Source organism: Paraburkholderia sp. RL17-368-BIF-A (genome assembly GCF_046054045.1).
Lineage (GTDB): Bacteria > Pseudomonadota > Gammaproteobacteria > Burkholderiales > Burkholderiaceae > Paraburkholderia > Paraburkholderia graminis.
In genome coordinates this window covers 57,949-73,517 of record NZ_JARESN010000028.1, presented here as the reverse complement: position 1 = coordinate 73,517, position 15,569 = coordinate 57,949, and the positions used below count along the sequence as shown (strand labels likewise).

Annotated in this window: 15 protein-coding genes; 10 read left to right on the top strand and 5 right to left on the bottom strand. The window is 63.9% G+C overall.

All coding sequences use genetic code 11. The features are described from left to right. The 3 genes from P0D87_RS30350 to P0D87_RS30340 all read left to right on the top strand — a co-directional run. On the top strand, positions 1 to 1,469 hold a 1,469-nt coding region (locus P0D87_RS30350; protein ID WP_408637106.1), incomplete at its 5' end, for a DUF4130 domain-containing protein. Positions 1,470 to 1,706: 237 nt separating this feature from the next. Further along, on the top strand, positions 1,707 to 2,411 hold the full coding sequence (locus tag P0D87_RS30345; protein ID WP_006049198.1) for a PIG-L family deacetylase: 705 nt from the start codon (positions 1,707 to 1,709) through the stop codon (positions 2,409 to 2,411). A 165-nt stretch (positions 2,412 to 2,576) separates the two neighbouring features. Further along, positions 2,577 to 2,729, top strand: a complete 153-nt coding sequence (locus P0D87_RS30340) for a hypothetical protein (protein WP_006049197.1) — start codon at positions 2,577 to 2,579, stop codon at positions 2,727 to 2,729. A gap of 105 nt (positions 2,730 to 2,834) precedes the next feature. Here the strand turns inward: P0D87_RS30340 and P0D87_RS30335 are convergent, their stop codons facing one another. The 3 genes from P0D87_RS30335 to aepX are packed head-to-tail and all read right to left on the bottom strand — an operon-like array spanning position 2,835 to position 6,807. Next, positions 2,835 to 3,902, bottom strand: coding sequence for a 2-aminoethylphosphonate aminotransferase (locus tag P0D87_RS30335; RefSeq protein WP_053859551.1), 1,068 nt, complete (start codon positions 3,900 to 3,902; stop codon positions 2,835 to 2,837). A gap of 20 nt (positions 3,903 to 3,922) precedes the next feature. After that, the gene (gene aepY / locus P0D87_RS30330) at positions 3,923 to 5,086 is read right to left on the bottom strand and encodes a phosphonopyruvate decarboxylase (protein WP_053859552.1); all 1,164 of its coding nucleotides are present in this window, start codon (positions 5,084 to 5,086) and stop codon (positions 3,923 to 3,925) included. Beyond that, on the bottom strand, positions 5,083 to 6,807 hold the full coding sequence (gene aepX, locus P0D87_RS30325) for a phosphoenolpyruvate mutase (protein ID WP_171800003.1): 1,725 nt from the start codon (positions 6,805 to 6,807) through the stop codon (positions 5,083 to 5,085). The genes aepY and aepX overlap by 4 nt, the downstream gene beginning before the upstream one ends. A gap of 540 nt (positions 6,808 to 7,347) precedes the next feature. Here aepX and P0D87_RS30320 point away from each other — a divergent pair. The 3 genes from P0D87_RS30320 (at position 7,348) to P0D87_RS30310 (ending at position 11,310) form a co-directional block, all read left to right on the top strand. After that, positions 7,348 to 8,889, top strand: a complete 1,542-nt coding sequence (locus P0D87_RS30320; protein ID WP_053859554.1) for a methyl-accepting chemotaxis protein — start codon at positions 7,348 to 7,350, stop codon at positions 8,887 to 8,889. Positions 8,890 to 9,141: 252 nt separating this feature from the next. Beyond that, positions 9,142 to 10,911: a peptidoglycan D,D-transpeptidase FtsI family protein gene (locus tag P0D87_RS30315; protein WP_053859555.1), complete on the top strand. Its 1,770-nt coding sequence runs from the start codon at positions 9,142 to 9,144 to the stop codon at positions 10,909 to 10,911. 141 nt (positions 10,912 to 11,052) lie between these two features. After that, positions 11,053 to 11,310: a DUF2866 domain-containing protein gene (locus P0D87_RS30310; protein ID WP_029966485.1), complete on the top strand. Its 258-nt coding sequence runs from the start codon at positions 11,053 to 11,055 to the stop codon at positions 11,308 to 11,310. Here P0D87_RS30310 and P0D87_RS30305 read toward each other — a convergent pair. Further along, a complete protein-coding gene (locus P0D87_RS30305) occupies positions 11,292 to 11,921 on the bottom strand; it encodes a 2-hydroxychromene-2-carboxylate isomerase (protein WP_053859556.1) in 630 nt (209 codons plus the stop codon). The genes P0D87_RS30310 and P0D87_RS30305 overlap by 19 nt on opposite strands. Positions 11,922 to 12,173: 252 nt before the next feature. Here P0D87_RS30305 and P0D87_RS30300 point away from each other — a divergent pair, with 252 nt between their 5' ends. Further along, positions 12,174 to 12,542, top strand: a complete 369-nt coding sequence (locus P0D87_RS30300) for a hypothetical protein (RefSeq protein WP_006049189.1) — start codon at positions 12,174 to 12,176, stop codon at positions 12,540 to 12,542. Between the two features lie 24 nt (positions 12,543 to 12,566). Here P0D87_RS30300 and P0D87_RS30295 read toward each other — a convergent pair whose 3' ends face one another. Beyond that, positions 12,567 to 13,193: a LysE family translocator gene (locus P0D87_RS30295; RefSeq protein WP_029966487.1), complete on the bottom strand. Its 627-nt coding sequence runs from the start codon at positions 13,191 to 13,193 to the stop codon at positions 12,567 to 12,569. A 223-nt stretch (positions 13,194 to 13,416) separates the two neighbouring features. Here P0D87_RS30295 and P0D87_RS30290 point away from each other — a divergent pair, with 223 nt between their 5' ends. The 3 genes from P0D87_RS30290 to P0D87_RS30280 all read left to right on the top strand — a co-directional run bounded on the left by P0D87_RS30290 (position 13,417) and on the right by P0D87_RS30280 (position 15,566). Continuing rightward, positions 13,417 to 13,998 carry an IMPACT family protein gene (locus tag P0D87_RS30290; protein WP_044021046.1) on the top strand — a complete coding sequence of 194 codons (582 nt, stop codon included), beginning with the start codon at positions 13,417 to 13,419 and terminating at the stop codon, positions 13,996 to 13,998. Between the two features lie 220 nt (positions 13,999 to 14,218). After that, on the top strand, positions 14,219 to 14,764 hold the full coding sequence (locus tag P0D87_RS30285) for a hypothetical protein (protein WP_006049186.1): 546 nt from the start codon (positions 14,219 to 14,221) through the stop codon (positions 14,762 to 14,764). Positions 14,765 to 14,945: 181 nt separating this feature from the next. After that, positions 14,946 to 15,566: a LysE family translocator gene (locus P0D87_RS30280; RefSeq protein ID WP_053859557.1), complete on the top strand. Its 621-nt coding sequence runs from the start codon at positions 14,946 to 14,948 to the stop codon at positions 15,564 to 15,566. Positions 15,567 to 15,569: the final 3 nt, after the last annotated feature.

Genomic DNA, 15,569 nt, shown 5'->3' with positions numbered 1-15,569 from the left:
CGTCGGGTGCGTCGGGTGCGTCGGGTGCGTCGGGTGCGTCGGGTGCGTCGGGTGCGTCGGGCATGTTGCAAGCCTCGCACGCGTCGGCCGCATCGCACCCGTCTCACGCGTCAGCAACCCCGGACGCAGCAAACGGCCTCGCGGCAACAACCGCCGTACCACGCGAGCTACTCGCCTGGCTGAAAGCGGCCGCCTGTTTCCGCGCGCCCGACCGCTGGGCGCTGCTCTATCGAGTCCTCTGGCGCTGGACGCGCGGCGAACGCGAAGTCCTCGACCTCGGCGACAGCGACGGCGCATTGCTCGATCAGCGCGTGCGCGCCGTCGAGCACGAAACCGAGGACATGCTGAACCTGACCTTGTTCAGAAGACGCGATCCGTCGATGGGACCGCCCGAGTTCGTCGGCTGGTACGAACCGCATCACGATCTGCTCGAGTACGCGGCCGAGCGCTTCGCGGCGCGCATGGGCTACTCGACATGGATGCTGGCCACGCCACGAGGCGCCGCGCTCTGGAACGGCATGCTGCTGCACATATCGCAGCCGGTGTCTGAGCACAGCGTCGACGCTCCGGCCGAAGACGCAATGACGGGCGAAGCCGTCACCAGCGAGTCCACTGAAGCGCTCTGGCTCGGCTACTATGAGGAAGCCGTCAGCGACGAGACGCCGCCGGTGCCGCTTCGGTACTGGAGAGCCCCGCCCGAAGGGCCGCCGTTGCCTGCGCGGCTCGCGCGCGAGCGAATCTGTCCTCGCGGACAAAACGCTGTTGTGACCGTACCGGCTGCTCCGCCGGCGGAATATTCCGCGCTGACGCCACCGCTGCGCGAGCCCACCGGTCCGCTCGATACGTGCCGGCGTTGCGCGTTATGGCGCAACGCGAAGCAGCCGGTGCTCGGTGCGGGTGCGGGCCGCAGCGTGGGTACCAACGCCGATGCGCATACAAATTCCACTACCCCTGCCACTCCCCCGATCATGGTCGTCGGCGAGCAACCCGGCGAATATGAAAACCAGCACGGCGTGCCCTTCACCGGACCGGCCGGTCAGTTGCTCGACAGCGTGCTCGCCCGCGCCGGACTCGAACGCGCGGCGCTCTATCTGACGTATGCCGTCAAGCATTACAAGTGGGAGATCGTCGGGCGCGAGCGCATTCATCGCACCCCCGCGCAACGCGAGGTGGAAGCCTGTCAGTATTGGCTCGACAAAGAACTCGCGCAGCTTGCGCCGCGGGTGGTCGTCACGTTAGGCCCGACGGCGTTGAGAGCGCTGACCGGCGCGCACGTCAACCTGTCGGAATATGCGGGGCGCACGATCAGTCATGGCGGGCGCATCATCGTGCCGACCTGGCATCCGGCGTATGCGTTGCGAACCGCCGACGCGCGTTTGCGCGACGACATCGTCGCAAGAATCGCGACTGCGTTCAGGTGGGCGGCGGAACTGGCGGGCGACGCTTCCGAGTCGGTGACAACCGCCTAAGCCACGCCATCGCTCGGGCGTGCACAGGCACATGGCTTGCGCAAACACTCATAGCTATGCGTGAGCGCCGCAGAACGGCGAACCGACAGTGAACCGACCGCGAATGAACCGCCAATCGACCGCGAATCAACCGCGCAACTCGTTCCAATTCCGCCTAAGCTGATGTGACGCCGCGATTGTCACGCAACGCTACGCCGTCGTTCACGCGGCGCACGCGTTCGAAACCACCGACTGCCCATGAGCGAAACCAGCCCGCGCCTGTTCATCGTGTCACCGCATTTCGACGACGCCGTCTTCAGTTGCGGCGCATTGCTCGCTGCGCATCCGGACGCCGCGGTCTGCACGGTATTCGCCGCGCCGCCCGAGCATACGATGCACACCGAATGGGATGAAAAGTCGGGTTTCGTCAACGCCCACGAAGCGATCCACGAGCGCACGTTCGAAGACAATCGCGCGCTCGAATTGCTCGACGCGATTCCGCTGCGCATGCCGTTTCGCGAAAGCCAGTATTCCGATTCGCCGTCCATCAGCAAAATGGCGGCCGCGCTCGAGGAAACCATCTATCGAACCACGGCTAACACGTTGCTGATGCCGCTCGGGCTGTATCACGACGATCACGTGCGCGTGTTCGAAGCCTGCTGCGAGATCCTGCCGCGGCTGTCGCATCTCGCCTGGTTCGGTTACGAGGAAGCGATTCACCGGCGCACGCCTGGAGTCGTGCAGGCGCGCCTCGCCGATCTCGCGCAGCGCGGCATCGTGGCGACGCCGGCCAATCCGAGCGCCGGCCACACGATCGACATGCAGCGGCGCGCGCAGATCAAGCGCGAAGCCGTTCACGCATACCAGAGTCAGTTGCGGGCGTTCGGGCCGGGCAATTACGACGACGTGTTCGCCACCGAGCGCTACTGGCAACTGAGCGTGGGCCGTCGCGTGAAAAGGTAGCGGAACGCGTGAAAAACACAGCGGGAAGCGTAGGCAAAAACGCAGGCGAAAGCGCCGACAAAAAGCGCCGCCGCGAAATCCCGCCCGACAGCAAAACCGCCTACCCTTGAAGTGAACCGCACGCGCCGTCGCGCTATCGCACAACTCTCAACCACAGGTGATGCAATGAGCTACGACATGCATACGAGCCCGATCCCCGATCCCAACGCCGACCCGACGCGCGACCCGGAAGGCGATCCGCTGACACCGCCGTCGCCCGGTCATCACAACGACGAACCACAGCGCCCCGAAGGACCGCCCGACAAAGACCCGGTGTGAGCCGCGAAGCGTTAGCAAATCAGCCGCGAACCGACAGCCGCGTGCATAAACCGCACACGACATGCGGGCACGCGACGGCGCCACGGCGGCACACCCGCACCGCAATCAGCTCGTGAGTTCGCTGAAGCCCTGCAACAGCCGGTCGATGTCGGCGGCGTGGATATTGCCCATCGTCGAGATACGGAAGAGTTCCGCCGACAGCCCGCCCTGCCCCGCATAGATCACGAAGCCGCGCGCCTTCAGCGCGTCGTGCAATTGCGGATACGTGACGCCGTTCGGCAGCCGGTACGCGCGCAACACGACCGACGACTCCTGCGGCGCCAGCACGCTATCGATGCCGCGCTCGGCCAGTCCCGCGCGCGCCTGCTCGGCGAGCGCCGCGTAGCGCGCATGACGCGCGCGCCAGCCGCCTTCGTCGGCGATTTCGCGCAGCGCTTCGACCAGCGCGTAGTACGCGTGAACCGACGGCGTGAACGGCGTATTGCGCTGATCCTGCAGGCGCGCGAGCCGTCCGAGGTCGAGGTAGTACGTGCGGCTCGCCGCCTGTGCAAGCGCCGCACGGCGCACCAGCACGAACGACGCACCCGGCACGCCGTGCAGGCACTTGTTGGCGGTCGCGGCGACGGCGTCGAGACTTGTATCGGCGAAGTCGATCGCCTCGGCGCCGAAGCTGCTCACGCCATCAACCAGCAAACGCAGACCGCGCGCGCGGCACAGCGCACCGAGCGCGGCGAGATCGTTCAGCCGCCCGGTCGTCGTTTCATGATGGATCACCGCGACATGCGTGAACGCCTTGTCCGCGTCGAGACGTTCGGCGATTTTCGCGAGGTCTGGCGCCTGCATCCAGTCATGCTTGAGCGCTTCATGTGCAATGCCGTATTGCGCGGCGATCTGCGCGATACGCTCGCCGTACACGCCGTTTTCCACCACCAGCAGCTTGCCGTTTTGCGGCACCAGCGCGGCCGTCATGCTTTCGACGGCGGCCGTGCCCGAGCCCGTCATCAGCACCGCCTGCCATTCGCTCGCGTCGAGGCCGTAAAGATCGACGAGACGCGTGCGCGCCTCTTCCTGCAAATCGAAAAACTCGCTTTCGCGATGGCACAGGTCCGTCTGCAACAGGCTGTTGCGAACGCGTTCGGTGAGCGTCACGGGGCCGGGATTGAGCAGCAGCATGGGCGCGTCTTCCTTTGACTTCAGGCGGCGCCGATGTGACGCATCAAACGCGTTTTCACATCGGGCGGAGTGATGGTGGGACGCGGCAAGCCGTCAGGCGTGCCGCGACGAATGACGAGGCGCGCGAAGCGCGGACCGTCGAGCGGCGCGGATTCGAACAGCGCGTCGAGCACAGCGGGATCGTCGCTTTCGACCGCCGACGCATAGCCGCACGCCGCCGCGACGCCCGCAAACGAGACCTGCGGCGACACCGTCGCCTGCCCGCCCGTGGAGTCGTGCGCGCCGTTATCGAGCAGTACGTGCGTGAGATTCGACGGACCGTAAGCGCCGAGCGTCGCGAACGCGCCCATGCGCATCAGCGCCGCACCGTCGCCGTCGAGCGCGACCACATGCAGGTCCGGACGCGCGAGCGCGAGACCGAGTGCGAACGGCGTGACACAACCCATCGAGCCGACCATGTACAACTGGTTGGGACGATCGTCGATCGCGTAAAGCTCGCGTCCGCAAAAACCGGTCGACGCGAGCACGACCGTCGATTCGAGCGGCGTGTGCGCGATCACCTTCTTCAACGCGTCATGACGCGACGCGAGTTCGCTCGCCGCCACGCCGGTGAACTGTGAACGCGGCGCGACCGGCACACGACGCGCGCCGGCATCGCCCGCCTTCAATTCGTATGGCGCGACGCTGCCCTTTTGCATGACGAGCGCGTAAGGGCGGCCCGTTTCGTCCATATGGGCGATGGCGCGATCGAGCGCGGGGCCGATTGCGTCGGCTTCGGTCGGAAACGTCTCCCACGGAATTTCCATCGTGTCGAGCATCGCGGGCGTGACCGGTCCCATCAACGCGTGCTGCGGTTCGTCCGCGACGCCGGGCTGGCCGCGCCACGTGACGATCAGCAATTGCGGCAAACGGAAGGTCCACGTGAGCGACGTCAACGGACTCACCGCGTTGCCGAGGCCCGAGTTCTGCATCATCGTGATGCCGCGGCGGCCTTGGCGCGCGCCGAGAGTGACGCCGCCGATCAACGCAACCGCATCGCCCTCATTCGCCGCCGACACGTAGTGCAGCGACTCGTCCTGCAACACGTAGTTGATGAACGGCGTCAGGTACGAGCAAGGCACGCCCGCATACCAGTCGAAGCCGCGCTCGCGCGCCGCCTCGACAAACTGTGCGGCTTCGATCATTGCGCCGCCCCGCCCGCTGCGTCGGAGGCCGCACCGCCGACCGATGCCGCGAGCGGCGTCTGTCCGTGCGCGAAGTCGCCGGCGCGGCGGAAGTCTTCGAGATCGTTGACGCCGCGCCAATGGCCGTGCACGTATTGCACTTCGATCGACTCGCCTGCTTCGATCAGCGCGTTCAGCAACGCGGGCATGTCGAGCGATGCAAAGTCGGCGCGCGCCTGCAATTGCGCCATCACCGTCTGCAGACGCTCGCGGCCTGCGCCGCGCACGTTGAGCAAACCGACCCAGCGGCCATGCGGCGTTTGTGCGGCGATCGCCGCCGACGCCTCCTGTCCGCTCGACACATGGCGCAATACGACCTTGTTGCCGAACAGGCCGCGGTCGTCGGAAGCCGAGCACCACGCGAAGTCGCGCACGCTGGCGTTTTCCGCATCGGTCAGCGAAGAATCGACGACCACGCTGAAGGCCGCCTCGCTCTCCACCAGATCGCGCAGGATGTAGCTGCGGAACAGCAGATCGCCGTACGAGATCACGGTGTCACCCGAGAGCTTGTCGAGCGCGCACGCGAGCGACGCGAGTTCGCCGGTCTGCTCGTGCTTGTCATTGACGACGAGCTTGATGCCTGCCGTATCGATTGCATCGGCGCGATAACCGCCGACCACCGTGATGTCGTTGACGCCCTGCTTCTTGAACGCGTCGACGAGCCAGCGCAACAGCGGCTTGCCCGCAACCGGCAGCATGACTTTCGGACGGTCTTCGGTGACGGCCTCGAGGCCCTTGCCGCGGCTCGCCGCGAGCACGACCGCGGCGCCCGCCGCGCGGCCGCTCGACAGATAGCGGTCTTCCGCTTCCGAATACTCGTCGGCGTCCTGCAAACGGAAAATTTCGTTGACCGCGGCGATGCGGTCTTCCACGTTGACGAGCGTTTGGCTCGTGTGGATTTCTTGTGCGACCGCCTGCATCGCCGACGTGGCCGCGCGAATCAGATGGTTCGCCCAGATCACGGTGCTGATGCCGGCTTCGCGGAACACTTCGGTCGGCGTGCTGTAGTACTTGGTCGGCACGATCACGAGCGGCCCGCGGCCCGCCCACTCGCGCGCGAACTCGAGAATTTCGTCGGGGCGCGAGAGCTTGCTGTGAATCAGGATCGCGTCGGCGCCGGCGCGGCGGTAGGCTTCCGCGCGGCGCAGCGCTTCTTCCATGCCCCAGCCGGCAATCAGCGCTTCCACGCGCGCGACGATCGAAAAATTCTCGTCCGATTGCGAGTCCTTGCCGGCCTTGATCTTGCCGCAGAATTCGTCGATGTCGGCAAGCGGCTGCGCCTCGCCGTTGATGAAGCTATTGGTCTTCGGGAACTGCTTGTCTTCGATGCACACGCCGGCGATGCCGCGTTGTTCGAGCTTGCGCACAAGGCGGCGCACGTTGTTGAAGTTGCCGTAGCCGGTGTCGCCGTCGAGCAGGATCGGCAGATCGCTTGCGTCGGCCATGAATTCGAGGTTGTCGACGACCTGGGTCCAGCTTGCCTCGTTGTTGTCGCGCACGCCGAATTGCGCGGAGATCGCGAGGCCCGAGCCCCAGATCGCCTTGAAGCCGGCTTCGCGGACGATGCGCGCGGAGAGGCCGTTATGCGCCTCCATCATGAATTCGAGTTCGCTGCTGACAAGCATCTGGCGCAGACGTGCGCTGCGTGAAGAAGAGACGAAGGCGGGTTCGCGGGCGTTCATATTCTGTACTCCTGGTGGCGGGCTTATTGGCGGGGCCTGCTTGCGGGTTTATCGGCGCTCTTTTTGCCCGGCTGGCGACTGGAAAATGGCGACTATAGCGGAATTTTCATTTAGTCGTCATTTAGACGGCTGTGCTTTTGCTGTATTGCTTTTAAGTGGAGAAATGTGTCGATTTTTGCAGCGCAGGCGCGCTGGCAAGCGCTTTGGAATTGAGTGGCGTTTTGTGGTTTATTGATGCGAAGGCTTGCCGGGTTGGGTTGGTGCGCGTCATCGCGGAATTAATTCGATTTCTCGGCACCGGCTTTTTATTAATCAGAGAATCGTCGCCGCGGATAATGCTTCCTTATTAACTCGGCCGAATTAAATAAATCCTTTTGCATCGCCTCCATTACCTCCGCCCACACCCTTTAATCAGACGAAACGCGCATGGCAAAGGGTTTCCCCTGCCCTCATGAGCAAAGTGAAACGTGCCGTAAACAGAGTCAGCGAGAAGCACACAGCCCAATCCGATCGACCCTTTGCCAAGCACCACTCTTTGCTATGACTCTGAACAAAAAATTAGCCTCAATGATCGCCGTCCTGTGGTTCGGCCTGATTCTGATCGGCGGCTTCGGCGCATGGCAAAACCGTGCGTCGATGGTGAGCGACCGGCGCGACCAGCTCACGTCGCTGATCGACCAGGCGAACCACGTGGTCGCCCGTTACTACGCGATGGCGCAACAGCACGCCATCACCGAAGACGAAGCGAAGAAGCAGGCGCTCGCCACGCTCGAATCGATGCGCTACGGCAAGGATGGCTACATCTCCGTGAACGACTCGCAGCCCGTCATGCTGATGCATCCGTTCAAGAAAGAGATGGTCGGCAAGAACCTCGCGCAGTTCGCGGATCCGGCGGGCAACCATCTGTTCGTGGATATCGTGAACGCGGGCAATCACGAAGGCGGCGGCTTTGTCGATTACCTGTGGGCGAAGCCCGGCAGCGACAAACCCGTGGCGAAGACCAGCTATTCGCAGCACTTCCAGCCGTGGGACTGGTATCTCGTCACCGGTATGTACATGGACGACGTGCAGCGCGCGTTTTACGCGGGACTGTTGCGCTGGCTCGCGATCACGGTTGCGCTCGGCGGCATCGCCACGGGCATCATGCTGCTTGTGTTGCGCAGCGTGCGCCGCTCGCTCGGCGGCGATCTCGAAGTGGCCGTCGAACATGCGCAACTGATGGCGGGCGGCAATCTCGCCGTGCGCGTGCCGGTCAAGGACAACGACGCCGGCAGCCTGCTGCATGCGTTGCAAACCATGCAGGCCGGTCTCGTCGATACGGTTTCGCGGGTGCGCGCCGGTACGGAAAACATCAACGTCGGCGCAAGTGAAATTGCCGCCGGCAATACCGATCTGTCGCAACGCACGGAGGAACAAGCCGCGGCGCTGGTGCAGACGGCGTCGAGCATGGATCAGATGACGGTCAACGTGAAGCAGAACGCGGACAGCGCGCAACAGGCGGCAGAACTGGCGGGCCAAGCCGCCGACGTCGCCACGCGCGGCAGCCGCGTCGTCGACGACGTGGTTCGCACGATGGGCGAGATCACGACGAGCTCGCGGCAGATCGGCGACATCATCGGCGTGATCGACGGCATTGCGTTTCAGACCAACATTCTCGCGTTGAACGCGGCCGTCGAAGCGGCCCGCGCGGGCGAACAGGGACGCGGCTTCGCCGTCGTCGCCGCCGAAGTGCGCAGCCTCGCGCAACGCTCGGCCACGGCCGCGAAGGAAATCAAGGCGCTGATCGAAACGTCGACGACCACGGTGGAAGCCGGCGCGTCGCTGGTTGCCAACGCGGGCTCGACGATGGGCGAGATCGTGCAGTCGGTGCGTCGCGTGAACGAGATTCTCGAGGAAATCAGCAATGCGTCGCGCGAGCAGAGCGCGGGCATCGAGCAGGTGAATCGCGCGGTCGGCGAGATGGATCAGGTCACGCAGCAGAACGCGGCGCTGGTCGAGGAAGCCGCCGCGGCCGCGCATTCGCTGAAGGATCAGGTGGGCGTGTTGCGCGAGGCGATCTCGAGCTTCGCGTTGCCCGCGTGAAGGCGCACGCACGAAGGAGCGCATGAAACCACGCGTGAAAAAGAAGGCGCTCGACAGGCAGCGAGCGCCTCTTTAACACGCCGCGTCGAAATCGACGCATCAATCGAACGAAATGAGCCGCGCGGATTTTCAAGTCCGCGCGGCTTTTTTTACGTCTGTCGCGCGTGTTGGCTTGCGGTAATCTCGCATACAGATTACGTTCTCATTACAATGAGCGCTGCCGCAAGTTAATCCGCTGTCAGTCGGACCGCCATGATCCCGAAGAAAAAATCCCCGTCGCGCGATTCTTATGCGCCCGTCGCGAAGAACCAGTTGCTGGTTGCGCGTCTGCCGATGTGGCGCTCGAAGTTCATCGTCGTGCTGGTGTTCGCCGCGTTTGCCGCGCTCGCGGGCCGCGCGTTCTGGGTGCAGGTGGTGAACCGCGACTTCTATGTCGATCAGGGGCAAAAGCGCTATCAACGCACCATCGAACTCGACGCGACGCGTGGGCGCATTGTCGACCGCAATGGCTCGATGCTCGCCGTCAGTCTCGCGACTTACGAGATCTGGGCAACGCCGAAGCTGCTCGACGAAGCCGCGCTGCCGCCGCTTTCGAAACTGCTCGATCTGCCGCTCGCGGAACTGCGCCGCCGTTTGAACGGCGACAAGACCTTCGTGCTGCTCAAACGCCAGGTGGACGCGGACACGGCCGGGCATCTGTCCAAGCTCGGACTCGCGGGCATCACGCAGATCGCGGATTCAAAGCGTTTCTATCCGGAAGGCGAATCGGCGGCTCACGTGGTCGGCTTTACGGACATCGAGGACAACGGCCAGGAAGGCGTCGAGCTTGCCGCCAACGAACACTTGCTCGGCGTGCCGGGCCATCGCGAAGTGATTCGCGACCGGCTTGGCCGCGTGGTGTCGGAAACGCGGCCGCTCGTGCCCGCGCAGAACGGCGACACGATTCATTTGACAATCGATCGGCGCATCCAGCAGCTCGCGTATGCACAGTTAAAGGACGCCATCGCGAAGCATCGCGCGGAAGCCGGCAGCGTGGTCGTGCTCGACGCGCGCAACGGCGAGATTCTCGCGCTTGCCAACTATCCGAGCTTCGATCCAAACGATCGCGCGCGCCTCACGGGCCGGCAGTTGCGCAATCGCGCGGTGGTGGACACGTTCGAGCCCGGCTCGACGATCAAGCCGGTGGTCGTCGCGTTGTCCATCGACGAGGGCAAGGTGCGGCCGCAAAGTGTGATCGACACGGCGCCTGGCTGGTACAAGATCGGCCCCGCGGTGATCCACGACACGTCGAATCACGGCGCGATGACCGTCGCCGAAGCAGTGCAGAAATCGAGCAATATCGCGCTCGCCAAACTCGCGCTCAATCTGCCCGCCGAAAAAATCTGGGCCAAATATCAGGAGTACGGACTCGGCATGCGGCCCGAGCTGACCTTTCCGGGCGTGGCGTCGGGCAAGGTGCGTCCGTACAAACGCTGGCGTCCTATCGAGCAGGCGACGATGGCTTACGGCTATGGGCTCTCGGCGTCGCTGCTGCAGATCGCGCAGATCTACACCGCCTATGCCGGCGACGGCACCATGCATCCGGTGCGCCTCGTGCGCGAGAACATCGATGCCGCGGCCGCCGCTTCGCAAACGGGCCATGCGGTCACCACGCCGGCCACCGCGCGCGCGATCCGTTCGATGCTCGAAATGGCCACGGGCGACGGCGGCACGGGGCGCGCTGCAACCGTCGAAGGCTATCGCATCGGCGGCAAGACCGGCACTGCGCGCAAGCAGGTCGGCGCGTCTTACGCGAAGAACCGTTATCGCGCGCTCTTCGTCGGCATGGCGCCGATGAGCGACCCGCGCCTGATCGTCGCGGTGATGATCGACGATCCGGCCGGCAAGGCGTTTTATGGCGGCACTGTCGCAGGCCCCGTGTTCAGCGCGGTAACGGGCGGCTCACTGCAACTGCTCGGCGTGCCGCCGGATGCGCGAGGCGTCGACGGACAAAACGCCGCACACGCATTTGCGCCGTCTTAAGTCTCGCTTAATTCTTTGCTGCAACCATGCGGCTCAACATCCCCTGTTGAGCCGCCAGATCATCGGCGGCGTTTTTTTCAGCGATGTTGCCGACGCGCAAAAGAAAGACTCCATGCCTGCGAAAAAGAAGGAGGACGAACCATGGTTGAGGACGCGGTGTTCGAGCATCTGCGCGCCATGCCTGGCAACGAATGGGTCGGGCAGATTCACTCATGCAAGGTCTCCGACCCGCTGCAGCCGCCCTGGGGACGTTCATACCGGCTTGTCGAATGGACGATGAAGCACACGCCCGAAGCGAGCCGCCGCGTAGTGCCCGCCGAGAGCACGCCGCTCGAGATCGCCCAGGCTGTCGTCTCGCATGTGCCGGGGCGGCGCTTCTGTCAGCACGGCGACGAATAGCAGAAGTCCAACGCGTCTTCGAGCCGGTCGTTGCCCCAGAACATTTCATCGCCGGCAAAGAACGTGGGCGCGCCGAAAATGCCTTTGGCCGCGGCCGCTTCTGTCTGTTCACGCAGACGCAGCTTGTGCGCGTCGCTTTGCGCTTCCGCGATGATCTGCTGCGCGGGCAAGCCGAGTTTGACGAGCGCTTCGCTCACGACTTCGACGGAACCGATATCGCGGTCATGCACGAAGTTCTGCTGCATGATCTCGCGGCAATAAGCAGCGATCCATTCGCGCTCGGCGCCGAGTAGCGCGACGCGCATCGCCAGCAGCGCGGCGCGCGGAAAAACGCTCGGACGTGTCAGCGCGATACCGTACTTGCGGCACTGCCGTTCCATATCCTTCCAGACGTAGGCGCCCTTCTCCTTCTGCAAGACGAACGGGGAATTGTCAAAACCCAGCGCGCGAAAAATCGGCCCGAGCAGAAACGGCCGCCAATGAATACGCACGCCTCGCGCAGCAGCCTCAGCCTCGATACGCATCACGCTCAGGTAGCTGTAGTTGCTGCCGAAGTCGAACCAGAATTCGATGTCGCGCGCGGGCGCTGTGGAAGCAGTGGTGGGGTTCATCTCTTCCCTCTTGCAATGTCTGACAGTCGAGCGGCACAAGCGTGCCTATGATGACAGTCTTCGCGTTTCTCAACCGATGATGAAAGCATGATGCGTTACCCGCTCGATCTGTGTGTCGCCATGCTTCTTGCCGTCGTCGTGATGGGCGCGTCGGTCATGCTGGCGCTGAATTGAAGCTCCGGGCAACCGCTACGCGCGCCCGCGAAAAGTCGCGATATACTGTACGTATATACAGTACTTTTCGTATGAGCAATGCGTCTTCCTCCCTTCGAGCCTCCCACGCTTGCCGAGCTGCGCGCCTTCTGGCGCGCGCGTGACGAGCGCGCGGTGCAGCGGCTCATCCTCGAAATCCAGCGGCAGCGGCTTACGCTGCTCGAACTGCGCAATCTCATCGACTGCGGCGTGCAGCAGGCGCGCGCCGCGGACCGCACGCTCGTCGAACGCGGCGAACCGCTCATGACGCTGCGTATCCGCCTCGCGCAGGAAGTACTGCGCGTCGGCGAAATCGACGATACGCGGCAAATCAGCCGCGCAGAGCAGGAAAGGCTCGCGGTGCGAACTCAGGAACAGATCGAATACGCGCGCGAAGGGCGTTTGCGAAGACAGCGCCGCAACATCTAGCCGTCGCGGCGCGCGGCCGCCCGCTTAGCGCGTTTGCGTCGCTACGCGCAGGCCGAGCGATATGAACAGCACGCCGATAATCTTGTTCTGCCAGCGGCGCAGCCACGTCAGGCGTCCGACGAGTCTGCCGAGCGGGCGGATCGTCAACACGATCAGCGTCGTGTAAAGCGCGCTCATGCCGACGAAAATCAGGCCCAACGTGGTGAACTGCAAGAACGTCGAACCGTGCTCGGGATGCACGAACTGCGGCAGAAACGCGAGAAAGAAGAGCGCGGTTTTCGGATTGAGCACTTCGGCGGGAATGGCCTGAAAGAACGCTTTCGACGCCGACACGGGTGCGCTCGCAGGCATCTCGCCGCTTGCCGGTTTTTCGCGCAAGGCCCGAATGCCGAGATAGACGAGATAAAGCGCGCCGATCCACTTGACGGCGTTGAAGGCGAGCGCCGACGTCATCAGCAACGCTGACAGACCGACTGCCGCGCCGAGCGTATGAACGAAGTCGCCCACCGCAATGCCGAGGCCGGTGAAGATGCCGGCCTTGCGTCCTCCGTGAACCGTGCGTGTCAGAACCAGCAGGACCGCGGGCCCCGGAATCAGAAAAAGACCGAGTACGACGGCGACGAAGGTCCCTAACGTGGACAACTCGAGCATGCTGTTCATTCTGTCTCCTGGCGGTTTCCTGCTGATTGGCGGTTCCGTTCAATTCGTGCTCCGCAAAGTGTACCGCGCTTGCGCTTGTGCCTGCTTGCGGTTGCGTTGGTGCTTGCGTTCGCGCTTGCACGACAGCCCGCATCGCAAAGTCGCTATGATTCGAGTCTGGGCCGAAAGCCGGCTCCGACGTTTTTTATCGCAGGCTATTGAGCGGAATTTCCAGGTGACTTACACGTTGTCGGCGCGGCACATCCACGAACTCGAGATTCGCAAGAGCCGGTTTATTGCGTATGCGATACCCGTCGAGGATCGCGACGCCGCGATGGACGAACTGCGCCGTCTGCGCGACGAGCATGCGGCCGCGACGCATGTGTGCTGGGCGTTGCTGGCAGGCGGCCAATCAGGCATGTCCGATGACGGCGAGCCGTCCGGCACCGCGGGCCGGCCGATTCTCGAAGTGTTGCGGCATCACGATCTGGACGGCGTGCTGGCCGCCGTCGTCCGCTATTACGGCGGCGTGAAGCTCGGCGCGGGCGGCCTCGTGCGCGCCTATACGGACGCGATCGCCTCCGCGCTGCTGGACGCGCCGCGCGTCGAACGGATTGCTCAAGGATCGCTGATCGTCGAAGTCGGTTACGCCGACGAAGCCAAGGTGCGCCGCTGGATCGAAGCGGAAAGCTACGCGCTCGCCGATACCGCGCACGCAATGCTCGTGAAAATGACGATCCGTTTGCCGGTGAATAAAATCGACGACGCGCGCCGCACGCTGGTCGATATGACGCAAGGCAAGGCCGGCTTCTTCTGATAGCGCGCGTGAGATTTTATTTAGAAGATGGCTTGCGAGTGGCCGCTGTTACCATGCTGTTCTCGAACGGCGTATGAATGTACCGCCAGCACGTGCCACCACTTAAAGGGCCACTCCTCTGATCTCGACCGCCGCTTGTCCCCACGCAGCGCCCGAATCGGCGCGGCATCGTTCGCTTGTGCCGCATCTTGCGCGCCCGTCAGCGTCTATACGAATCACAATGCTCAAGGGCTGCGGCGCCGTCGCGCTGCCTTTGATGCTGTCGGCCTGCTCATGGTCGTGGTTCGGTCTCAACAGTCATAGTGCGCCGCGCGCCGCCGCTTCGTCCACGGGTTGGCTCAGCGTCGCGCCCGCGCGCGACTTCGCCTACATGCCGGCTGTCGATGGCCGCGTGTCGCCGAACCGCATCGAAAATACGGCGATGACCGTGGTCGTGCTGAAGAACGACATCAGCGAGACCGTGCGCGAGAGTGTGGCGAGCCGCCTGAAGGTGGTGGGCTTCCATCTCGACGACAGGCGCAAACTGCTGAGCGGCAGCATCGAAAAATTCAGCGTCGACGACGTTCGCACGCCGGCGCTCTGGACTCTGCAGATGCGCTATGTCGTGACCGACGCCGTCACGCACAAAGTCGTGTTCTCGACCACCAAAACCGTCAAACGGAAGTCGCCGAAATTCACCAGCAACACCGTTGCGATCGAGGACACGGTCAAGCTCAGCGTCGACGCATTGGTGAAAGACGCCGGGTTCATCAACGCAGTGAACTAGTGGGCGCGACGTAGACGTGTACGTTTTACTGTGCAACGCACGGTAGCGGAGATACCAGGAGAGGCGCGCCGCCTGTTTCGCTACAATCGGAAGCAGCGCATGCCGCTGCTTTTTTGCTGCGCTTTTGTGCGTGCCGCGCCAACCGCGCCGGCGCCCATGAGCACTCACTCCGCGAGGCTCCATGTCCACTACCGCCTGGCTCTTTTTTCTTCCCGCCTGCTTCGCGATCAATCTCGCGCCTGGGCCGAACAATCTCCTATCGATCAACGTCGCCGCGCGGCACGGCTTCATGACGGCGTTCCTCGGCGGCGCGGGACGGCTCGTCGCGTTCGCGGCGATGATCGTGCTGGCCGCGACCGGCCTCGCGGTCGTGCTGCATGCGTCGGCGTGGTTCTTTCTCGCGATCAAACTGGCCGGCGCCGCGTACCTGATCTGGCTTGCCATTCAACTCTGGCGCAGCGACGCGCCTGCCATCGACACCACGCAGGAACAGTGCGCATCGCTCGCGACCGTCGCGCGGCGCGAGTTTCTCGTGGCCGCCGGCAATCCGAAGGCGATCCTCGTGTTCACCGCATTTTTGCCGCAATTCGTCGACATCGCGAAGCCGATGCTGCCGCAATTCGCCGTGCTCGGCGCGAGTTTTCTCGTGCTCGAATGCGTGGCGATCGCGCTCTATTCGTGGGCCGGCATGTATCTCGGCAAGTGGCTGGTGCGCGCACGGGTGAGGCGGTGGTTTAACCGATGCTGTGGGGCGTTTCTGGCTGCGATGGGGGTGGGGTTTTTGATGGTTAGGCGGGGTTAGGGC